We start from the raw sequence: 20,167 nt of genomic DNA on the forward strand, positions 1-20,167 counted from the left end.
GGCGCTGCCTGGCGGAGCGGGAATCAGCGCGTGGTGTGGTGGGCGGCGGCTTCCGGGTGTTCGAGCTGGTTGGCCAGGACCGCCGCCTGGACGCGCCGCTGCACGCCGAGCTTGGCCAGCAGCCGCGAGATGTGGTTCTTCACCGTCTTCTCGGACAGATAGAGCTCCTTGCCGATCTCCCGGTTCGTGAGCCCGTCCCCGATCAGCGCGAGGATGTCCCGCTCGCGCGGAGAGAGGCCGGCGAGCTCCTGCGAGAGGGGCGGCTCCTCCGCCGGGTCCGTACGCAGCTTGCGCATCAGCCGGGCGGTCGTCGTCGGGTCCAGCATCGACTGTCCTGAGGCCACGGTACGGACCGCCGAGATCAGGTCGGAGCCCTTGATCTGCTTCAGCACATAGCCCGCGGCCCCGGCCATGATCGCGTCGAGCAGCGCTTCCTCGTCGTCGAACGACGTCAGCATCAGACAGGACAGCTCGGGCATCTGGCTGCGCAGCTCACGGCAGACGCTGATGCCGTCGCCGTCCGGCAGCCTCACGTCGAGCACCGCCACGTCGGGCCGCAGCGCCGGGCCGCGCACCAGCGCGTGCTCGACGCTGTCCGCGTCGCCGACCACCGAGATGTCGGGCTCCGCGTCCAGGAGGTCGGTCAGACCACGGCGCACCACCTCGTGGTCGTCCAGCAGGAAGACCCTGATCGGGTTCTGCTCGGAGAACGTACGCGGCTCGGCCATGACGACCCCTTGTTCAGTGATGGACGGCGGACCAGGAGTCCGCTCCGTTCGATCATCACTCCTCCGGGCCCGACGCACTAGGGCCGACCGGCCCCATGTCGGTCCGGTCCCATGCCGGTCCACCGGCGTCGCGCCGCCGGCGGCGGTCTCAGCGCGCGCTGCCGCTGCCGTAGGGGGCGTACAGATCGAGCAGCCGGGTCCGGGCGGACTGGAGCCGGTGACCGACGATCGCGCCCGCCCACCGGGCCACGGCCATGCCGAGTCCCGGATCGTCCGCGCAGAGCGTCCGGACCTCCTCCGCGTCGAATTCGTAGGCGCGCACCGGGCTCGTCGCCTCGGCGCCCAGATGCCAGACGTGCGGGGCGAACAGCCAGGACCAGCCGACGAGTTCGTTGTGGCCGAGGATCTCGATGACCGCCGGGCGGCGGCCAGGGACCCGCAGGTCGAGGGCGACCGTGCCGGTCCTGATGATCCAGAAGCGGTCCGCGTGGCGGCCCTCCTCGAACAGCCGGGTGCCCTCGGCGAACGACACCTCGCGGGCCACCCTCAGCAGCTGTTCGCGCCGGTCGGCGGGCAGCGCCCGCAGCATGGTGGTCGTGGTGGAAGCACTCATGATCCTGCCTCTTCCTGGCGCGCGATCCTTCCGCCCCCAATCTCCGCCCGGGGCGCGTCACCCACCAGGGGCCGTCCGGCCCCGGTCGCGGGCCGCACGGCCCGGTCCGGGGCCGAAGGACCCCGCCGAAGGGGACCGCCCGGCACCTGCCCACGGGCTTCGCCCCCGGACCACGCTCGACGGACGGGGACATGCCACGGACGGCGGCGACCGCAGCCGCGACCTACGCCCGGTCCGTGGCGCCCCGGCCGAGCACGGGACGCTGGAGGTAGGGATCATGCTCCGACCGGTAGCAGCGGGGATCGACGGTTCCCCGGAGAGTCTGGCCGCGGCCCACTGGGCGGCCCGTGAGGCACTGCGCCGGGGTACGGCGCTCCGTCTCGTGCACGCGTGGCAGTGGCACGAGCCATCCGCCGGGTCCGCGCGGTCCGACGTCCCCCGGCGGGACCGGGCCGAGGACCTGCTGACCGGTGTCGCGGACGGGCTGTGCGCGGCGCACCCCGGACTGCGGGTCCTCGGCCGGCCCGCCGAGGACGCACCGGTGACCGCCCTCCTGGCCGCGGCCGACGAGGCGGACCTGCTGGTTCTCGGGTCCCGTGGCCTCGGCGGCGCCACGGGCTATCTGCTGGGGTCCATCTCCCAGCGGATCGTGTCCAGGTCGCCGGTCCCCGTCGTCCTGGTCCGCGCCGGCACCCCGGACCGGGACCGCGAGGTCGTCCTCGGCCTCGGCACCGGCCAGACGTACGACGAGGTCGTCGCGTTCGCCTTCCACGCCGCCCGGCTCCGCGGTGCCGTGCTGCACGCCGTCCACGTCTACGGCGCCCCGGACCCCGTCACCGCCCCCCGGCTCGCCCGGGAGGACGGCCCGCGCCTGCTCGCCGAGCACGAACAGGCCGTCGTCGCCGCCCTCGGCCCCTGGTGCGGGAAGTTCCCCGACGTGCCCGTCGCCGAGACCGTCCTGGAGGGCCGTCCGGGCGCCGACCTCGTCCGCGCGGCGGCCGGGGCCGCCCTGGTGGTGGTGGGACGCAGGGAGCGGGAGAGCCGCTTCGGCACCTACCTCGGCCCGGTCGCCCACGCCGCGCTGCACCACGCCGACTGCCCCGTCGCGGTGGTCCCGCACACCTGAACAGGCGCGCAGGGCACGGGACATGGCCCACCCCCGGGCGGTGGCTCACCACCGGGCGGTGGCTCACCACCGGCCGTGGCCCACTCCCGGGCCGTGGCCCATCCCCGGCCATGGGCCGCCCTCGGGCATGGTCCGCCCGCGCCCCTGCTCACCCGTCCGGGAGCGCCGCTCGGTGGCCCGCCGACCGACAGCACAGTGGAGGAACGGACATGACCTCGCGTCAGGTGACGGTAGGCGTCGACGGTTCCGTCGCCGCCGTACGGGCGCTGGACCGGGCCGCGGAGGAGGCGGTGCTGCGCGGAGCCGCCCTGGACATCGTGTACGCCGTGCCCGACGTGGACGGCGCGGGACCCGTGCTCGCCACGGCCGTTGCACGGGCCCGCGGGCGCTGTCCCGGTCTGCCGGTGACGGCCCTCGCGGTGCCGGGGAGCCCGGTCAGGGCTCTGGCGGACCACGGCCGGGACGCCGAGCTCACCGTCGTCGGCACACGGCGGCTCGGCGTGCTCGGCACGTTCCTGGCCGGGTCGGTGAGCCGCCGGCTGGCCGCGCGCACCGGTGGCCCGCTGCTCGTCGTCGGGGGCGCTCAAGGGGTTCCGGAGGGCGCGGTGTTGTTCTGGCCGGCGGGTGAGGCGGACCTGGACGGCGCGGCGTTCGCCTTCGCGGAGGCGGAGCGCCGGGGTGCCCGTCTGCGGGTGCTGCGCGCCGGGGCCTCCCGGTCCGCGGACGCCGGTCACCGGGTCCCGGCGCCGGGTGAGGGCCGCAGCCGGTCGCCCCGGCACGGGCGGCGCACGTCCGGGGCCGGTGGCTTGCCGCCCACGGACCGGGGTTTCCCGGGCACTTCTCCGTTCGCGTGGCCGGGTCTGCCGCGACCGGTCCGGCCCGTGCACGCGCTCGTGGAGGCGACCCGCGGGGCCGTCGTCGTGGTCGTCGGCGCGCGCCGACGCGGGCACCGGCCCGGGCGGGTCGCCCGCGTCCTGCTGCGTCACGCGCACTGCCCGGTCGTGCTGGTCCCGGGCGGGGACCCCGAGTAGGGACCTTCGGCCCTGCCGTCAGGGCCTCGCGACCCCTCCGAACTCCCTTGCGGCGGCGGGACATTGAGCATGCCGACGAGAGCACGAACGAAGAGCACCGAGGAAGAGCGCGAGCCCGGTCCGAGCCCGGTCCGAGTCGGGTCCGGGGCACGACCCCACGACCGTGTCGTACACCCTTAACACTCCTGGGAGGGATCAGCATCATGGCAGTCCACGAGCAACCCCACCGGCACACAGGGCTCCGCCTTCCGTCGCGAGGCACCCGTTCGGCGCTGAGGGCGGACGAGGCCGTGAACGCGTCGGCCGCGACGGCCGGTTCGTACGCCTTCGCGGGGCTGCGCCTGCTGACCGGGTTCGTCTTCCTGTGGGCCTTCCTCGACAAGACCTTCGGCCTCGGCTACGCCACCCCGTCCGGCAAGGGCTGGATCGACGGCGGCTCGCCGACCAAGGGCTTCCTGGGCTCGGTCGCCGCCGGACCGATGAAGTCGACGTTCCACTCCTGGGCCGGCGAGGACTGGGTCGACTGGCTGTTCATGGCCGGCCTGCTGGGTGTCGGTGTCGCCCTCGTCGCCGGAGTCGCCCTGCGGCTCGCCGCGGTGTCCGGCACCGTGATGATGGCGTTCATGTGGCTCGCCGAATGGCCGCCCGCCCGGCATCTGTCCGACGGCTCGCCGACCATGTCGCCCAACCCCTTCGCCGACTACCACGTGATCTACGCGGTGGTCCTCGTGGCCCTGGCCGCCGCGGGCGCCGGTGCCACCTGGGGTCTGGGCCGCCTCTGGGAGCGGCTTCCCCTCGTGAGCCGGAGCCCCTGGCTGCGATGACCGCGGACCCGTCGGTGGGGCGCCCCCGCGAGGAAGCGGGGGCGCCCCACCGCGTCGCGGGGGCGGGTTGCTCCGGCCGCGGCGGGGCACCCGCGAGGTCGCACGGCCCACCGGCGTCGCCGTACGGCTGGGCACCAAGTCCCGGTCCGCCCGGGCCGTTTGGCCCCCGCCGGGGACCAGCGGCCCCTCCCGCCGGGCCTTCGCCGGCGCAAGACTGATCATGCATCCCTCAAGGAGGTCCTCAGATGTCCAGCACGATCGTTGCCGGTCTGGACGGCTCGCCCGAGAGTCTCGCCGCGGCCGAATGGGCAGCCCGTGAAGCCCGGCGAACGGACGCCCGGCTGCATCTCGTGCACGCCTGGTTGTGGCATCCCTACGTGTACAGCCCGCTGGCCGGCGTCGCGGTTCCGCCGCCCTCGGAGGACCCGCGGCGCGAATGGGCCGAACGTCTGCCGCGCGACACCGCGGCCAAGCTCGCGGCTGACCACCCCGGGCTGTCCGTCAGCGGGGAGCGGGTCGCCGAGCAGCCTGTCCCCGCGCTGCTGGCCGCCTCGGAGGACGCCGAGCTGCTGGTGCTCGGGTCCCGGGGTCTCGGCGGAGTCGCCGGGTTCCTGACCGGGTCCGTTGCGCAGGCCATGGTGGCACGCAGCCGGACCCCGATCGTGCTCGTACGAGCCGAGGCGGGGCCCGCGGAAGTCTCCGGGCGTGAGGGGGTCGTGCTCGGGCTCGACCTGGAGCACCCGGACGCCACCGTGATCGCGTTCGCGTTCCGGGCGGCGGCCCGCAGGGCGACGGACCTGCACGTCGTCCACGGCTGGAGCCTGCCGCCGTACTACGGCTACAGCGGAGCGTCCGACGCCGAGACCGACCAGGCGTTGGTGGCCCAGGCGCAGCAGCAGCTCAGCGAGGTCCTGGCCCCCTGGCAGGAGAAGTTCCCCGCCGTCGGGCTGCGCGAACAGGCCGTGATCGGCGGTGCCGGCCGCCATCTCGTGGAGGCGTCCCGGAAGGCGGCGCTGGTCGTCGTCGGCCGGCGCAACCGCCAGTCCCCGGTCGGCGCTCATGTCGGGCCGGTGACCCAGGCGGTCCTGCACCACTCCACGGCACCGGTCGCGGTGGTCCCGCACGACTGACGGCCCCTGCACCGGGTCACCAGACCACCGGCCACCGGTTCACCGGCCACCCGGCCACTCGGCCACCGGTTCACCGGTCACCCGGACAATGGTTCACCGGTCATCCAACCACCGGATCGCCGGTCACCGGCACACGAGGAAGGGCCCCGGGAAGGTCTCCCGGGGCCCTTCCTCGCGTCGAGTCCCGGGTGTCCAGGACGCCGTCGTCACGGGGTCTTGTGGCCCCACTGCGGTCCGAGCCGTTCCCACTCGCGCGCCCACCGGTTGTAGCGCCGCTGGTCGAGCCGCCACCGGGCGAGGCCGCCGGCGCCGAAGACCAGACCGCCCAGGGCCACGGCGGCGCCGACGCCCAGCAGACTCGACTCGGTCGCCGCGGCGCTGCCGGTCGGCGGTGCCGTGGTGGGACGGCCGCGGGTGTCAAGCCAGATCATCACGCGCTCTCCGGCCCGGTGCCCGGAGTCCACCAGGGCGCTGGCGACATGGGGTGTCCCGTCGGCCGCCGTCCAGCGCACCATCGCCCGGACATGGTCGTACACCGCGCTCTCCCCGGCGGGCACGGCCGAACCCGTACTGGCCACCAGCACGGCCGGGACCGCGTGCCGGTCGTGCCGCAGCCGGCTGAAGGACGCGTCGGCGGCATGGGCCGTCACCAGGCCGACGAAGATGCCGCCCAGCACCATCACCGTCCAGACGATCAGCACGATCCACGCCTCGAAGACGTCGTCACGGCGACGCAGCGGATTCCTCCGCCAGCGCCAGCACCACTGCCTCGCACCCTCTGCTCCCCGTGCTCCGCGCATGGCACCGCACCTCCTCGTTACACCCCAACAGTGCAAGGGGATCGCGGCGCGCGCGAGCGGTGGCAGAGGTCGTCCGGTCCCGCGAAGAGGACCGATCGGCCCTCGTGCGCGGCATCTGCCCCGGTCAGACTGGATGTGCGAGGCCGTGACGCACGCTGAACGGGCTGTCGCAGAGGCACTGCCCGCCGTCGCGGCAGGAACGGTTCGGGTCGTCCGGAAGCTCCGGGCGACCGGGGACGTCCCGCCGAGAAGGGGTGATGGACGATGTCGGAGCAGACACGAAGCGTGAACGTCGACCAGGTGTGCCGGGCGACGAACGGCTGGACGCCGGGCCGGGCGGACCCGCCGGGCGGGCCGTCCCTCGCGCACCCCGGACCAGGGACGGCACCACGGCGCCCCACCCTGGCGACGCCCCCGGCCTCCTGGGCGGGGCCCCCGGCCCCGGGAGCGGGTCCGTCCCCGGCCTCGACCCCTGACGCGGGCCCTTTCTCGGGTCCGGGCGCGACACCCGCCGGGGCGGGTGACGTCGGACGGCGCATCTCCGCACGGCGCGCGGAACTCGGGCTGACCCGGGAGACCGTGGCCGCGCGCGCGGGCATCACCCCCGAGTACCTCCGCTACCTGGAGAGCCGGCCGAGCGCGATGCCCGGGGCGGGTGCCCTGATCCGGATCGCGGACGCCCTGGAATCCAGCGTCTCGGCACTGCACGGCGGCGACGCGGATCTGCCGCCGGGCGCGGGCCGGGCCGCCGCGCACTCCGAGCTGGTCGCACTCGGCCCCGAGGAGTGCCGGACACGGCTGTCGACGCACGGCGTCGGAAGGATCGCCCTGCACACCTCCGACGGGCTCCTGGTCCTTCCCGTCAACTACAGCGTCGTCGACGGGTCGGTCGTGTTCCGGACGGCACCCGGTTCGGCACCCGCGGCGGCGGTCGGAGCCCGGGTCGCCTTCGAGGTGGATCACATCGACGAGGCCCTCTCCCAGGGCTGGAGCGTGCTGGTCCAGGGACACGCCCGGACCGAGACCCACCCCGACGCCGTCCGGCGGCTCGACGCCCTCGCCCACAGCGCCCCCTGGGCCGGCGGCCCGGAGCGCGACCTGTGGGTGTGCGTGGCCGAGGAGAGCATCTCCGGCCGGCGGATCGTCGTGCGATGAGGCCAGGAGCGGGCCGGGACCGGTGACGCGGGGACCGGCCGCGGGTGGAGCGGTGCCCCGGTCCGTCGCGCCGGCGACGGGGTCCGGCGGAGAGCGCCACGGAAGCGGCCGGTCTCCGGCCGCCCGGGACCAATGGACCCTGTTCCGGCCGCGTCCCTCGTCGGAGCCTGAACCGTATGTCGCTGTACTGCTGTGTCGCCCCGGCGCGTGAGAGGTGGCTCCGGTGATGAATCCCAACGACGGCTTCCGTGAACTCGGCCGGCAGGAGTGCCTGGACCGGCTCGGTGACGCGGCCATCGGCCGGGTCGTCCACACACGGGACGCCCTCCCGGCGGTCCTGCCGGTCAACTTCAGCCTGGACGCCGAGTCCGCCGTCGTGCTGCGGACGTCCGCCGACTCCGAACTGGCGCGCTCCATCGACGGCGTGGTGGTGGCGTTCGAGGCCGACGCCGTGGACGCGGCGGCGCACTCGGGATGGAGCGTGGTCGTGACGGGCCGTGCCGTGGTGGTGGACGATCCCGCCGAACACGACCGCCTCACCCGGACCGGACCCCGCTCCTGGGTCGCCTCGCCCCACGACGTCTTCATCCGGATCACGTCCGAACTGGTCACCGGGCGCGAGCTCGTCGGCGGCATCACGCTGTACGGCGTCGACCTGCCCTCCTGACGCCCAGCTGGGCCGAACGGCCCCCGGACGAGGGCCATCGGTGCCCCGGGCCTGCACTGTCCGGCCCTCGCCCGCGGCGCCCCGCAGGACAAGGATCGACAGCGTGGAGAGCGCGGAGGGCGTGGACGGCGCCGACGCGCGGATCATCCGACACTGTGCGAGGGAGACCGGCGATGACCACAACGGTGACGGCCGAGAGCCGGACGGCCGAGGCATGGCAGGGCTTCGCCGGAACGGCGTGGCGCGAGCGCATCGACGTCCGTGACTTCATCCAGGCCAACTACACGCCCTACGAAGGGGACGCCGCCTTCCTGGCAGGTCCGACCGAGCGCACCCGGGCCGTCTGGGGCAAGGTCAGCGCCCTCTTCCCGGAGGAACGCAGGAGGGGAATCCTCGACGTCGACACCGCGACCCCGTCGACGATCACCTCGCACGCGCCCGGATACATCGACCGCGAACGGGAGTTGATCGTCGGCCTGCAGACCGACGCGCCGCTGCGGCGCGCCATCATGCCCAACGGCGGTCTGCGCATGGTCGAGAACGGACTGAAGGCGTACGGCTACGAACCCGACCCGTTCGTCACCCGCGTCTTCGGCACCCACCGCAAGACCCACAACGACGGTGTCTTCGACGCGTACACCCCCGCGATGCGCGCGGCCCGCAAGGCCGGCATCATCACCGGCCTGCCCGACGCCTACGGCCGGGGCCGGATCATCGGCGACTACCGGCGGGTCGCGCTGTACGGCACCGACCGGCTCGTCGCCGCCAAGCGCGCGGAACGCGCCCTGCTCGACACCGGACCGTCCACCGAGCACGTCATCCGCGACCGCGAGGAACTCGCCGAGCAGATCAAGGCGTTGGGTGAACTGACCCGGATGGCGGCGACGTACGGGTGCGACGTCTCCCGTCCGGCGGCCACCGCCCGGGAGGCCGTCCAGTGGCTCTACCTCGGCTACCTCGCCGCCGTGAAGGAACAGAACGGCGCGGCGATGTCGCTCGGCCGCACGTCGACCTTCCTCGACGTGTACCTCCAACGCGACCTGACCGCGGGCGGCTTGGACGAGGCCGGGGCCCAGGAGCTGATCGACGACTTCGTGATCAAGCTGCGGATCGTACGGTTCCTGCGCACCCCCGAGTACGACGCCCTGTTCTCCGGGGACCCGACCTGGGTCACGGAGTCCATCGGCGGCCTCGGCGAGGACGGCCGCCCCCTCGTGACCCGTACCTCGTTCCGCTTCCTCCAGACCCTCTACAACCTGGGACCGGCCCCCGAGCCCAACCTCACGGTCCTGTGGTCGCCCCGACTCCCCTCCGGCTTCAAGGAGTTCTGCGCCCAGGTCTCCATCGACACCAGCGCCGTCCAGTACGAGTCCGACGAACTGATGCGGCCCCGCACCGGCGACGACACCGCGATCGCCTGCTGCGTCTCCGCCATGGCGGTCGGCAGGCAGATGCAGTTCTTCGGCGCGCGGGTCAACCTCGCCAAGGCGCTCCTCTACGCGGTCAACGGCGGCCGGGACGAGATGACCGGCGAGCGGGTCGCCCCCGCGACTCCGGCGCTGACGGGGGAGTACCTGGACTACGACGAGCTGTCGAAGGCCTACGACGTCATGCTGGACTGGCTGGCGGAGACGTACGTCAACGCGCTCAACGTCATCCACTACATGCACGACAAGTACGCCTACGAGCGTATCGAGATGGCGCTCCACGACCATCCCGTGCACCGCTTCATGGCCTGCGGCATCGCCGGTCTCTCCGTCGCCGCCGACAGCCTGTCCGCCGTCAGGTACGCCCGGGTCAGGGTGATCCGCGACGCGACCGGGCTGGCCGTCGACTACGAGACGGAGGGCGAGTTCCCGGCGTACGGCAACAACGACGACCGGGCCGACGCCATCGCCGTCGCGCTGGTGGACTCCTTCATGACGAAGGTGCGCGAGCACCCCACCTACCGGGACGCCGAACACACCCAGTCGGTGCTGACGATCACGTCGAACGTCGTCTACGGCAAGCACACCGGCAACACGCCCGACGGCCGCCGCGCGGGGGCGCCCTTCGCGCCCGGCGCGAACCCGATGAACGGCCGCGACCGGCACGGGGTCGCCGCGTCGGCCCTCTCCGTCGCCAAGCTGCCCTACGACCACGCCCGCGACGGCATCTCCCTGACCACGACGATCACCCCGGAGGGGCTCGGACACGTGCCCGCCGAGCGCGCCGGCCATCTCGTCGGCATCCTCGACGCGTACATGGCCTGCGGCGGCTTCCACATGAACGTCAACGTCCTGGACCGGGCCACCCTGGAGGACGCGATGGAGAACCCGGACAAGTACCCGGAGCTGACCATCCGGGTCTCCGGATACGCCGTCAACTTCGTTCGCCTCACGCGTGAACAGCAGCTCGACGTGATCAGCCGTACCTTCCACGGAACGCTGTGACGACGGTGACGACGGGCCGGATCCACTCCTGGGACCTGTCCACCGGCGTGGACGGTCCCGGGACCCGGTTCGTCCTCTTCGTCAGCGGCTGCCCGCTGCGCTGTCTCTACTGCGCCAACCCCGACACCTGGCACATGCGGGACGGACGCGAGGTCACCGTCGACGAGGTGATGAAGGAGATCGAGCGGTACCGGCCGTTCGTGACGGCCGCCGGGGGAGGCGTGACCGTCACGGGCGGCGAGCCGCTGCTCCAGCCGGCCTTCACCGGCGCGGTGCTGCGCCGCTGCAAGGAGGCCGGACTGCACACCGCGCTGGACACCTCGGGTTTCCTCGGCGCCCGCGCCGGCGACGAACTCCTCGCGGACACCGACCTGGTGCTGCTCGACGTCAAGTCCTTCGACGTGGCCGCCTACCGCGCGCTCACCGGCGGCGAACTCGCCCCGACGCTCAACTTCGCCACCAGGCTGGACCGCCTCGGCGTGCCGGTGTGGATCCGCTACGTCCTCGTCCCCGGCCGCACCGACGCCCCCGAGACCGTCGACGGCCTCGCCGCCTTCCTCTCCGGACTCGGCAACGTCGACCGTGTGGACGTCCTCCCCTTCCACAAGCTGGGCGCTCCCAAGTACGAGGCCCTCGGCATCCCGTTCCCCCTGGAGGACACCCCCGTGCCCGGCCCCGCCCTGACCGAGCGCGTCCGCGAGCAGTTCAGGTCCCACGGACTCGCCGCCCAGTGACCCGGGCGCCGGGAAAATCCCGGCACGCGGCACCGGGGCTTGGGCAGGATGCCCCCTGTGAACCATGTCCTGAGCGGTCTCGCCGCCAACGCCGCTCTGCCGTCCGAGCTGGTCGACCGGCTCATCGCCGTCGCGGACGCCGACGCCGACGTCGCCCACGAGCTCGCCGGACGGAAGGACCTGCGTCACGCGCAGGCGGTCGCCCTGTTCACGCGTGCCCGCGAGAGCGGGGTGCGGCTCGCCTACATGGGGAAGCTGACAGCCGCCGACGTCGATCCCCTGGCCGATCCGGACACCGCCCTCGCGCTGCTCGACGAGGGACGCGGCAGCCCGGAGTGGGCCCGCGTCCTCGTGGTGGACCCGGTGGCGTGGCGCCGGGAGAAGCTGGCCGCCTGCCGCGGCCTCCCGGACGACGTGGTGGAGACGCTCGCGGCCGACAGCGAACGGGACGTGGTCGTGGAGCTGGCGCTGTGGACGACCGCGGCGGCGGCCGCCCGGCTCGCGGACCATCCGCACGCCGAGGTCCGCCGCGCCGTGGCGGCCAACGAGGCCACGCCCCCGCACGTGCTGGCCGCGCTCCTCCTCACCGGCGAGGGACCGGGCGCCTCCCGGCAGAGCTCCCAGGAGTCCGGCATCGAGAGCATCCAGGTCGCGGCCCTGCGCAACCCCGCCACGCCGACGGAAGCGGTCGTCGGGTTCGCGGACCATCCCGCGACATGGATACGCCGGACACTCGCCGCCCGCCCGGACCTGCCCCCGCAGGTGTGTCTGCGGCTCGCGGCCGACCCCGTCCCGGGCGTCCGCGCCGACCTCGCCGAGAACCCCACGATCGGCGAGGACGTGATCCGCGTACTGGCGGGGGACGGGCACCGCCAGGTGCGGCGCAGCCTCGCGTACCATCCCCGGGTCCCGATCGACGTGCTCATCGAACTGGCCGCGACCTCCGAGCTCGGGGGCGTGCGGCTGCCCCGGGTCTCCGCGGCCTCCCGCGCCGAGATGGAGGAGCTCGCCCGGTCGCGGGATCCAGAGGTCCGCGCGCTCGTGGCCCAGCGCCGTGATCTGCCGCCCGCCATACGCGACGCGCTGGCCTGCGACCCCGACGCCAAGGTGGTCAAGTCCGTCGCTCCGCACCGGGGTCTGACAGAGGGCCGGCTGCGGGCCATGGCCGACCGCTACGGCGTGATGGTCCTGGCCAAGGTCGCGGCCAACCCCGACGCGACTCCGGAGCTGCTGGAGCATCTGGCCCGGCGGTCACCACCCCTGCACAAGGTGCTCAAGGAGATCGCCCGCCACCGGAACGCGTCCGCCGACGCCCTGATCGCCTGCCTCGCGGACCGTCACGCGAAGCCGCCGGCCGCCCTTCACCCCGCACTCCCGCCGCGGGTGATGGTGCAGTTGCTCTCCGACCCCGAGCCGAGGGTGGCGGGCGCGGCGGCCGCCAACCCGTCGCTGCCGCGCGCGGTGATGGAGGATCTCGTGGCCCGGCTGGAAACGCCCGCGGGAGCGTCCGGCTGAGTCGTCCGGCGGACGGACGAGAGCGGGCCGCACCTTCCTCGCCGGGGGTGCGGCCCGCTCCTCACTCACAAGTCGGCCCGAGGTGCGGGACCGTCAGGTCCTAGAGCATCTCGGTCTCTTCGCGGGACGCCTCGCCCCACAGCGTGTGGAAGCTGCCCTGACGGTCGGTGCGCCGGTAGGTGTGGGCGCCGAAGAAGTCGCGCTGGCCCTGGGTGAGGGCGGCGGGCAGCCGGTCGGCGCGCAGGGTGTCGTAGTACGACAGGGCCGCGGAGAACGCGGGCACCGGGACGCCTCTGCGGGTGGCGATGGAGACGACCTCGCGCCACGGGACCTGGGCGTCCTTGATCTCGGTGGCGAAGCCCGCGTCGGACAGCAGACTGACCAGGCCCGGGTCGACTGCGTACGCGGCGCGGATCCGGTCGAGGAACGCGGCGCGGATGATGCAGCCGCCCCGCCAGATCTTCGCCACCTCGCCGAGGTCGATGTCCCAGCCGTACTCGGCGGCCGCGTCCAGGATCATCTTCCAGCCCTGGTCGTACGCGATCAGCTTCGAGGCGTACAGGGCGTGTTCCACCTGGCTGGTGAAGCGCTCGGCCTCGGTTCCCGTCAGGTCCCAGTGGGTGCCGCCGGGCAGTCCGCGGTAGGCGGCGCGCAGCCCGTCCTGGCTGGAGGCGGCGCGGGCGAAGGTCGCCTGCGCGATGGCGGTGACCGGGGAGCCGAGGTCCAGCGCGGTCTGCACGGTCCAGCGGCCGGTGCCCTTCTGCCCGGCGGCGTCCACCACGATGTCGACGAACGGCTGCCCGGTGGAGGCGTCCGTGTGGGCCAGGACCTCGGCGGTGATCTCGATCAGGTACGAGTCGAGGCGGCCCTTGTTCCAGCGCCGGAAGATCTCCGCGATCTGCGGCGGGGTGTAGCCCCCGACACGGCGGAGCAGGTCGTAGGCCTCGCCGATGAGCTGCATGTCGGCGTACTCGATGCCGTTGTGCACCATCTTGACGAAGTGGCCGGCGCCGTCCGTGCCGATGTGCGTGGCACAGGGCTCGCCGTCCACCTTGGCGCTGATCGACTCGAACATCGGACCCAGCGAGGCGTACGACTCCGGGGAGCCGCCGGGCATGATGCTCGGCCCGTTCAGCGCGCCCTCCTCGCCACCGGACACCCCGGCGCCGACGAAGTGGATGCCGCGCTCGCGCAGCGACTGCTCGCGGCGGCGGGTGTCGGAGAAGTGGGCGTTGCCCCCGTCGATGATCATGTCGCCGTCTTCGAGCAGCGGGGCGAACTCTTCGATGACGGCGTCGGTGGCCGCACCCGCCTGCACCATGATCATCAGGCGGCGGGGGCGCTCCAGCGCGGCCACGAAGTCCTCGGCCGTCTCGGCCGCGACGAAGGCGCCCTCGTGCCCGAACTCCTCGACCAGTGCCTTGGTGCGCGCGGGGGTGCGGTTGTGGACGGCGACGGTGTAGCCGTTCCGGGCGAAGTTGCGGGCCAGATTGCGGCCCATCACCGCGAGCCCTGTGACGCCGATCTGCGCGGTCGCCTTCATGGTGTGCTCCTTGGATCCGGATCTGCCTGTCCGCGTACCTGACGGGAGAGCAGACGACTGTCGCTGTGCCGATCAGTACGCACGGGAGGGGCCGGGGTGTTCACCGTCCGCGCCAGGAGCTGCGCGGGACCGCGGTACGGGTGTCGGGTGCCGGGTCGGGCGGGGCGCCGGGCCGCCGGCTTGGTGTCGGGGGAGGGACGGCCGGGGCGCGGCCCGCGAGCCGCATCCCGCGGGCCGCGGCGGGTCAGCCGTTGTCGCGGCGCAGCCGCCAACCGTGGTCCACCGGGCCGATTCCGGCGCCGAGCGCGAAGCCCGCCTCGATCGCGGCGGTCACGTACGCCTTGGCCCGCCGCACGGCCTCCGGCACCGCGAGGCCCTCGGCCAGCCCCACCGAGATGGCCGACGCGAGCGTGCACCCGGTGCCGTGCGTGTGCCGGTTGTCGAGGCGCGGCGCCCGCAGCCAGTGCTCGGCAGTGCCGTCGGTGAGCAGGTCGACGGCCTCGCCCGGCAGATGACCCCCCTTCACCAGCACCCAGCGGGGGCCGAAGGAGAGCAGCGCGCCGGCGGCCCTGCGCAGGCCGGCCTCGTCGCCCACCTTCACCCCGGTGAGCTGGGCGACCTCGTCGAGATTCGGGGTGGCCACCGTCGCCCGCGGCAACAGCCGGGTCCGTACGGCCTCCAGCGCGTCGTCGGCCAGCAGCTTGTCCCCGTGCTTGGAGACGCTCACCGGGTCCACGACGACCGGGGCGCCCACGTCGGACAGCAACTCGGCGACAGCGGTGACGAGTCCGGGCGACGAGAGCATCCCCGTCTTCACCGCCTGGACCCCGATGTCGTCGACGACACTGCGGTACTGGGCCCGTACCGCGTCCTCGGACAGCTCCCAAGCCCCCTGCACACCCACGGAGTTCTGTGCCGTCACGGCGGTCAGCACGCTCATCCCGTGGGCGCCGAGCGCGAGCATGGTCTTCAGGTCGGCCTGGATTCCTGCGCCTCCGCCGGAGTCGGATCCGGCGATCGTCAGGACGCGGGGCGGTGCGGTCATACGGGGAGTTCCTCTCGGGTTCGGCCACGGGCGCGAGGGCCCCGGCCGGCGGAGCGGCGGGCGGGCGGTCCCTCAGACGCGACGGCGCAGCCGCAGCGGGGCGTAGAGGGCGAGGGCGACGAGGAACGCCACGTAGTAGGAGAGATCGGCGCCGTGCAGCGCGTCGGCCACCGGACCGACGTACAGGCTCGTGTCCATGAACGGCACGGCCGCGCCGAACGCCCCCGCGAAGGCCACGAGCGAGATCCGCCCCGAACGCGGACGGGCCGTCTCGGCGGCGATGTCGAGCGGGGCTCCGCCGCGCTCCCGCCCGCGGGCGATCCAGTCGACGACGACGATCGCGACGAACCCGGGGATCCAGTAGCCCACGAACAGCAGCACGTTCTGGAAGCGGGCCGTGGTGTCGGCGGCGTGCATCCACAGCACCAGCGGGAAGCCGAGCGCGGCGGCCAGCGCGGCGGCCACCGGGCGCGGGATCCGGACTCCCAGCGTCTGGAGGGCGAGGGAACCGCTGTAGTCGTTCATCGCGTTGCTGCACACCGCGGCCAGCGCCACGGCCAGCAGCCCGAACGCGCCCGCGGCACCGCCGCCCAGCAGGGTGTCCACGCCCGCCGCCGTCTGGTCGGTCAGCACCGACGCACCCCACAGACCGAGGACCTGCACGGCGACGAACGACGTGACCAGTCCGAGCAGGGTGCACCAGAACATCTTCGGGCGGGACGTGTCACGGGGCAGATAGCGGCTGAAGTCCGACGCGTACGGGGCCCAGGACAGCGACAGGCTCAGCGCGATGGTGCTGGTGAGCACGAACGCGCCCGCGCGGTCGGCGCCGGACGCGGAGCCCGTCGTCGCGGGGTGGACCCCGCCGAGCATCCGCCAGGCGATCACCGCGAAGGCCACGGCGAGCACGAACGTCATGACGATCTGGAGGCGGTGGATGGCCTCGTAGCCGAGCACGCCCAGAGCGCCCTGGGCCACCATCATGACCAGGACACCGGCCCAGAACGGCCAGCCGCACAGCCGGGCCAGCGCGTCCCCGCCGAACAGGCCGATCAACGCGTCCCAGGCGACCGAGGACAGCCACTGGAGCAGCCCGGGCAGTGCCACCGACCTGCCGAACGCGAGCCGTGCGAGCGGGAGTTGGCCGGTGCCCGTGAGCCCGCCCCAGGTGCTGAGGGCGGCGGTGGGCAGTGCGCCGAGCACGGTCCCGAGGACGACCGCCGCGAGGGCGGTGGTGAAGTCCAGGCCGAGCGTGACGCCGATGGTGCCGGTGAACACGCCCGTCATCGTCAGGTTCGGGGCGAACCACACGGTGAACAGGCGCCCGGCCCCGCCGTAACGGTTGCTCTCGGGGACCGGCTCGATGCCGTGCCCCTCCACCCGCAGGTCGCCGGGTGCGGCGGGCATCCGCCCGTCGAAGACGGCGGGCCGGCCGTCGGCGGGCAGCCCGCCGGAAACATGCGCCAATGGCATGGAAGACATCCCTCCGCCAGTACGAACTGGTTCAGGTTCGACGGGTGTGATCTCAGCCCTCGCAGGGCACCCCGTGTCCGGTACGACGGACACCCTAACCGTTCCCGGCGACGGAGCGGGAGCGGGTCCTCACTCGCCCGGACCGGCGCGCGCCCGCGCGTGCTCCGGTTCATTCGAACGGTGCGGGCGGACTGGTTCGCAGCGCGGCGCGTGCCGCCCCTCGGTACTGTCGGAAGTGATCGCCGCTCGCGCTCCGCTCCCGGGTTCCCGGACACCGGTGGCCGGGCGGAAGGAGGCAGGGTGCCGTGACCGTGATCTCCCTGAAGTCCGCGCAGGTGCGGGAAGGGCTCGCCCTCCCGTACGCCGAAGCCGGGTACCCCAGTGGTACACCGGTCGTCTTCGTGCACGGTCTGGGCGACTCCTGGTGGTCCTTCGAGCCCCTGCTGCGGCGCCTGCCGGCGTCCCTGCACGGCTACGCGCCCACCCAGCGCGGGCACGGCGACGCCGACCGTCCCGCGGAGGGCTACGCTCCCGACGACTTCGCCGCCGACCTGGTGGCCTTCCTGGACGCCGTCGAGATCCCCCGGGCCGTGCTGGTCGGGGCGTCCAGCGGCGGTGTTCCGGCCCGGGTCGTGGCCGGCAGCCATCCCGACCGCATCGCGGGCCTGGTGCTGCTCGGTGTCCCCGGCACCCTCGCGGACAAGCCTGCCGTCACCGCACTGGTGAGCGCGATGGAAGCCCTGTCCGATCCGGTGCCGCGCGCGTTCGTGGAGGACTTCCTGGCCGACACGGTGGCCCGCCCGATCGCCCGGGGTTTCGTCGAGACCATGGTCGAGGAGAATCTGAAGCTTCCGGCGCACGTCTGGAAGGACACCGCGCGCGGGCTCCTCGACACCGATCTCCGCGCGACCCTCGGCGGCATCCTGGTGCCCACGCTCGTCGTCTGGGGAGAACAGGACGAGTTCCTGCCGCGCGAGGACCAGCAGACGATCCTGGACGCCGTCCACGGCGCCGACTTCCTCGCCTACCCGGAGACCGGGCACTCCGTCCACTGGGAACAGCCCGAACGGGTGGTCGCCGACCTCGCCGCGTTCGTCACGCGGATCGAGCACCCGGGCACGCGGTAGGCGCCCCGCCCCTGCCGGTTGACGCGATCTGTACCCCGGCCGTCCGCCGATGCCCACCGGCGTATCTCCGCATGGCATGCTCATGCTCCCCACAGGAAGGGACCACGTGCCATGAGACCGAGCCGACGCTCCCTGCTCGCCGCCACCGCCGTACTGGGAACCGTCTTCGCCGTGCCCGCGCCCGCGCGCGCCGCCGACGTCCCCACCCCGGGCGCCTATTACGTCCAGAGCGCCGTCACGGGACTGAACGCCGCCGACAGTTCGGGGGCGGTCGTCCAGCACAATCCGAGGGGCAACGAGGACCACCAGCAGTGGACCCTCCGCCAGAGTGGATCCTCCTACGTGCTCGAAAGCGCCGACACCGCGGGCAGTTGTCTGGGCCGCTCGGGAGACCAGGCCCGGACCGTCGCCTGTACGAGCGCCGACGCCGCCTGGGAGGTGGCGCCGGCCGGCGCCGACCAGTACACGCTCAAAGTCCCGGGAACGAACAGCTACTTGACGGTCACAGACAAGACCGCCGGTGCCAACTACCCGGCCCAGCTGGCCGTCGGCTCCTCGGGCGGCCTCGCCTCCTGGTACCTCACCCCGGTCACGCCCCAGACCCGGCCGATGCCGGCCCAGGACCAGCGGACCCTGGACCAGGTCACGTTCCTCACCGCCCACAACGCCTACGCGAACGGCGTGGACGGCGGATTCGCCCCGCCCTTCGTCAACTTCTTCCCGAACCAGAACCGCGGCATCAACCAGCAACTCGCCGACGGTGTACGAGGGTTCATGCTCGACCTGCACCAGACGCCCGACGGCGCGATCCTCTGTCACGACAGCTGCACACTCGTCAGCAAGCCGGTCGCGCTCTGGGTCGACCTCCAGCGCATGGTCGACTTCCTCAAGCAGCACCCCGACCAGTTCGTCACCGTGTTCCTGGAGGACTACGTCGACCCCGGGGTGCTGCGCTCCGAACTCGCCCGGGTGAACGGCCTGTCCGACGTCCTGTACCGCCCGGATCAGACGGGCGTGCGCGAGCACGGCTGGCCGAAGCTCGCCGACCTGACCGCCGCCGGGCACCGCCTGCTCATCTTCACCGACCACAGCCGTGCCGCCGACGAGTCCGCGGGACTGACCCGGGACAGCTTCGGCGTCATGTACCAGCGCGAGTGGACCGTCGAGAACTACTGGTCCATGGGCTCGGGCCTGGGCTCCTCCGACTGGTCCTGCTACAGCCGCTGGTACGGCGCGGACACGAACGTGCCGCTGACCGACACCGAGCCGGGCTTCCGCCCCCTGTTCGTCATGAACCACTTCCGTGACGCCACCATCGCCGGGACCGCGAGCACGGACAACACCAAACTCGCCGACCGGGCCCGCCGCTTCTGCGAACCGGCCGCCCGCAAGAAGCCCAACTACCTTGCGGTCGACCGCTACGACCTGGGCGACCCGGCGTCGGCGGTGAACACCCTGAACACGTACGTGTATCCGTAGTCGGAGGGCGTCTGTCAGTGCCCTGCGGCAGGATTCCCCCACCGACGTGGGAGGGGATCAGTATGGGCATCGGATACAAGACGTCCTGGCTGGCCGTGCCCGGCGCGAGCGGCGGCGCCGTCGCCGACGCGCTCGGGCTGGCCGGTCGCGTGGCCATGGACTGGGACGCGGGTACCGAAGCGGCGTACAGGAAGGGTGTGTTCGTGGCGTCCCCCGTGGACGGCTGGACCCTCGCCCACGGCCGGATCGACCTCGACGCCGGACGTGACGGGGACGGGCCCGCCGTCCTGGCGTGGCTCGGGTCGCTGGGCCGGCGCTTCGGAGAACTCCAGTACTTCAGCACCGACCGCGTCGGCGAATGCCACGCCTGGGCGAGAGTGGAGGCCGGCCGAGTCGTCCGGGCCTACTGCTACGACGGCTGCGTCGGTGATGTGCTCATGCGACTCGGCGAGCCCACCGAGATCGAGCGCCGCCTCGGCGTCGGCCTCCGGGGGCTCGAGGAAGGGCGTGAGCGGTGGGGCGAGGCCGAGTGGGACGACTGGCACGCCGCCATGCCGGACGAGCAGCACGTCATGGCCATCGCCCGCGACTGGGGCATCTGCCCCCTCGACATCCCGGACGGAACGACCGTGGTCGACGGCATCCACGGTTTCCCCCCGGACGCGGGCTGACCCTGGACGCCGGCTGACCCCGGCCCCACCGCGGACGCGATCGCCGTCACCGCGAGCCGTGGCAGCCGTGTCCC

At 73.2% G+C, this 20,167-nt stretch carries 18 protein-coding genes and 1 riboswitch; of the genes, 12 read left to right on the forward strand and 6 right to left on the reverse strand.

All coding sequences use genetic code 11. From position 1 onward, the window contains the following. Positions 1–23 precede the first annotated feature (23 nt). Both ACFWI4_RS05880 and ACFWI4_RS05885 read right to left on the reverse strand, forming a co-directional pair. Complete coding sequence (locus ACFWI4_RS05880) at positions 24–728, reverse strand: response regulator (RefSeq protein WP_387191401.1); 705 nt, start codon at positions 726–728, stop codon at positions 24–26. A gap of 148 nt (positions 729–876) precedes the next feature. After that, positions 877–1,341: a cyclic nucleotide-binding domain-containing protein gene (locus ACFWI4_RS05885; protein WP_387191403.1), complete on the reverse strand. Its 465-nt coding sequence runs from the start codon at positions 1,339–1,341 to the stop codon at positions 877–879. 277 nt (positions 1,342–1,618) lie between these two features. On the opposite strand from ACFWI4_RS05885, the gene ACFWI4_RS05890 reads away from it, so the two are divergent. The 4 genes from ACFWI4_RS05890 to ACFWI4_RS05905 all read left to right on the forward strand — a co-directional run bounded on the left by ACFWI4_RS05890 (position 1,619) and on the right by ACFWI4_RS05905 (position 5,452). Next, positions 1,619–2,467: a universal stress protein gene (locus ACFWI4_RS05890; RefSeq protein WP_387191405.1), complete on the forward strand. Its 849-nt coding sequence runs from the start codon at positions 1,619–1,621 to the stop codon at positions 2,465–2,467. A 209-nt stretch (positions 2,468–2,676) separates the two neighbouring features. Next, the gene (locus tag ACFWI4_RS05895; RefSeq protein WP_387191407.1) at positions 2,677–3,498 is read left to right on the forward strand and encodes a universal stress protein; all 822 of its coding nucleotides are present in this window, start codon (positions 2,677–2,679) and stop codon (positions 3,496–3,498) included. A 203-nt stretch (positions 3,499–3,701) separates the two neighbouring features. Then, positions 3,702–4,322 carry a hypothetical protein gene (locus tag ACFWI4_RS05900; protein ID WP_387191409.1) on the forward strand — a complete coding sequence of 207 codons (621 nt, stop codon included), beginning with the start codon at positions 3,702–3,704 and terminating at the stop codon, positions 4,320–4,322. A 245-nt stretch (positions 4,323–4,567) separates the two neighbouring features. Continuing rightward, positions 4,568–5,452, forward strand: coding sequence for a universal stress protein (locus ACFWI4_RS05905; protein WP_387191411.1), 885 nt, complete (start codon positions 4,568–4,570; stop codon positions 5,450–5,452). 206 nt (positions 5,453–5,658) lie between these two features. On the opposite strand, the gene ACFWI4_RS05910 is transcribed toward ACFWI4_RS05905, so the two are convergent. After that, the gene (locus ACFWI4_RS05910; protein WP_387191413.1) at positions 5,659–6,252 is read right to left on the reverse strand and encodes a hypothetical protein; all 594 of its coding nucleotides are present in this window, start codon (positions 6,250–6,252) and stop codon (positions 5,659–5,661) included. A 264-nt stretch (positions 6,253–6,516) separates the two neighbouring features. Here ACFWI4_RS05910 and ACFWI4_RS05915 point away from each other — a divergent pair, with 264 nt between their 5' ends. From ACFWI4_RS05915 to ACFWI4_RS05935, 5 genes are all read left to right on the forward strand, one after another. Continuing rightward, the gene (locus ACFWI4_RS05915; protein ID WP_387191415.1) at positions 6,517–7,407 is read left to right on the forward strand and encodes a pyridoxamine 5'-phosphate oxidase family protein; all 891 of its coding nucleotides are present in this window, start codon (positions 6,517–6,519) and stop codon (positions 7,405–7,407) included. A gap of 226 nt (positions 7,408–7,633) precedes the next feature. After that, positions 7,634–8,074 carry a pyridoxamine 5'-phosphate oxidase family protein gene (locus ACFWI4_RS05920; protein ID WP_387191417.1) on the forward strand — a complete coding sequence of 147 codons (441 nt, stop codon included), beginning with the start codon at positions 7,634–7,636 and terminating at the stop codon, positions 8,072–8,074. Between the two features lie 173 nt (positions 8,075–8,247). Beyond that, complete coding sequence (gene pflB, locus ACFWI4_RS05925) at positions 8,248–10,506, forward strand: formate C-acetyltransferase (protein ID WP_387191419.1); 2,259 nt, start codon at positions 8,248–8,250, stop codon at positions 10,504–10,506. Continuing rightward, a complete protein-coding gene (pflA, locus tag ACFWI4_RS05930; RefSeq protein ID WP_387191421.1) occupies positions 10,503–11,240 on the forward strand; it encodes a pyruvate formate-lyase-activating protein in 738 nt (245 codons plus the stop codon). Before pflB ends, pflA begins: the two co-directional genes overlap by 4 nt. Before the next feature lie 57 nt (positions 11,241–11,297). Further along, complete coding sequence (locus ACFWI4_RS05935) at positions 11,298–12,755, forward strand: hypothetical protein (protein WP_387191423.1); 1,458 nt, start codon at positions 11,298–11,300, stop codon at positions 12,753–12,755. Between the two features lie 100 nt (positions 12,756–12,855). Here the strand turns inward: ACFWI4_RS05935 and gndA are convergent, their stop codons facing one another. From gndA to ACFWI4_RS05950, 3 genes are all read right to left on the reverse strand, one after another. Beyond that, a complete protein-coding gene (gndA, locus tag ACFWI4_RS05940; RefSeq protein WP_387191425.1) occupies positions 12,856–14,298 on the reverse strand; it encodes an NADP-dependent phosphogluconate dehydrogenase in 1,443 nt (480 codons plus the stop codon). A 244-nt stretch (positions 14,299–14,542) separates the two neighbouring features. Further along, positions 14,543–15,343 carry a bifunctional hydroxymethylpyrimidine kinase/phosphomethylpyrimidine kinase gene (gene thiD, locus ACFWI4_RS05945; RefSeq protein WP_387191427.1) on the reverse strand — a complete coding sequence of 267 codons (801 nt, stop codon included), beginning with the start codon at positions 15,341–15,343 and terminating at the stop codon, positions 14,543–14,545. 72 nt (positions 15,344–15,415) lie between these two features. Next, positions 15,416–16,816, reverse strand: a complete 1,401-nt coding sequence (locus ACFWI4_RS05950; protein WP_387191429.1) for a purine-cytosine permease family protein — start codon at positions 16,814–16,816, stop codon at positions 15,416–15,418. Further along, a riboswitch (TPP riboswitch) is annotated at positions 16,808–16,900 on the reverse strand. Its footprint overlaps the gene before it by 9 nt. 221 nt (positions 16,901–17,121) lie before the next feature. On the opposite strand from ACFWI4_RS05950, the gene ACFWI4_RS05955 reads away from it, so the two are divergent. The 3 genes from ACFWI4_RS05955 (at position 17,122) to ACFWI4_RS05965 (ending at position 20,093) form a co-directional block, all read left to right on the forward strand. Next, complete coding sequence (locus tag ACFWI4_RS05955; RefSeq protein ID WP_387191431.1) at positions 17,122–17,943, forward strand: alpha/beta fold hydrolase; 822 nt, start codon at positions 17,122–17,124, stop codon at positions 17,941–17,943. Positions 17,944–18,054: 111 nt separating this feature from the next. Beyond that, complete coding sequence (locus ACFWI4_RS05960; RefSeq protein ID WP_387191433.1) at positions 18,055–19,422, forward strand: phospholipase; 1,368 nt, start codon at positions 18,055–18,057, stop codon at positions 19,420–19,422. A gap of 62 nt (positions 19,423–19,484) precedes the next feature. Beyond that, positions 19,485–20,093, forward strand: coding sequence for a hypothetical protein (locus ACFWI4_RS05965; protein ID WP_387191435.1), 609 nt, complete (start codon positions 19,485–19,487; stop codon positions 20,091–20,093). Positions 20,094–20,167: the final 74 nt, after the last annotated feature.

This window comes from Streptomyces sp. NPDC127038, from assembly GCF_042725875.1.
In the GTDB taxonomy this organism is placed as follows: domain Bacteria; phylum Actinomycetota; class Actinomycetes; order Streptomycetales; family Streptomycetaceae; genus Streptomyces.

Coding starts and splice junctions, on each gene's coding strand:
- ACFWI4_RS05880 (WP_387191401.1), bottom strand. CDS start 728: ATGGCCGAGCCGCGTACGTTCTCCGAGCAGAACCCGATCAGGGTCTTC.
- ACFWI4_RS05885 (WP_387191403.1), bottom strand. CDS start 1,341: ATGAGTGCTTCCACCACGACCACCATGCTGCGGGCGCTGCCCGCCGAC.
- ACFWI4_RS05890 (WP_387191405.1), top strand. CDS start 1,619: ATGCTCCGACCGGTAGCAGCGGGGATCGACGGTTCCCCGGAGAGTCTG.
- ACFWI4_RS05895 (WP_387191407.1), top strand. CDS start 2,677: ATGACCTCGCGTCAGGTGACGGTAGGCGTCGACGGTTCCGTCGCCGCC.
- ACFWI4_RS05900 (WP_387191409.1), top strand. CDS start 3,702: ATGGCAGTCCACGAGCAACCCCACCGGCACACAGGGCTCCGCCTTCCG.
- ACFWI4_RS05905 (WP_387191411.1), top strand. CDS start 4,568: ATGTCCAGCACGATCGTTGCCGGTCTGGACGGCTCGCCCGAGAGTCTC.
- ACFWI4_RS05910 (WP_387191413.1), bottom strand. CDS start 6,252: ATGCGCGGAGCACGGGGAGCAGAGGGTGCGAGGCAGTGGTGCTGGCGC.
- ACFWI4_RS05915 (WP_387191415.1), top strand. CDS start 6,517: ATGTCGGAGCAGACACGAAGCGTGAACGTCGACCAGGTGTGCCGGGCG.
- ACFWI4_RS05920 (WP_387191417.1), top strand. CDS start 7,634: ATGAATCCCAACGACGGCTTCCGTGAACTCGGCCGGCAGGAGTGCCTG.
- pflB (WP_387191419.1), top strand. CDS start 8,248: ATGACCACAACGGTGACGGCCGAGAGCCGGACGGCCGAGGCATGGCAG.
- gndA (WP_387191425.1), bottom strand. CDS start 14,298: ATGAAGGCGACCGCGCAGATCGGCGTCACAGGGCTCGCGGTGATGGGC.
- thiD (WP_387191427.1), bottom strand. CDS start 15,343: ATGACCGCACCGCCCCGCGTCCTGACGATCGCCGGATCCGACTCCGGC.
- ACFWI4_RS05950 (WP_387191429.1), bottom strand. CDS start 16,816: ATGCCATTGGCGCATGTTTCCGGCGGGCTGCCCGCCGACGGCCGGCCC.
- ACFWI4_RS05960 (WP_387191433.1), top strand. CDS start 18,055: ATGAGACCGAGCCGACGCTCCCTGCTCGCCGCCACCGCCGTACTGGGA.
- ACFWI4_RS05965 (WP_387191435.1), top strand. CDS start 19,485: ATGGGCATCGGATACAAGACGTCCTGGCTGGCCGTGCCCGGCGCGAGC.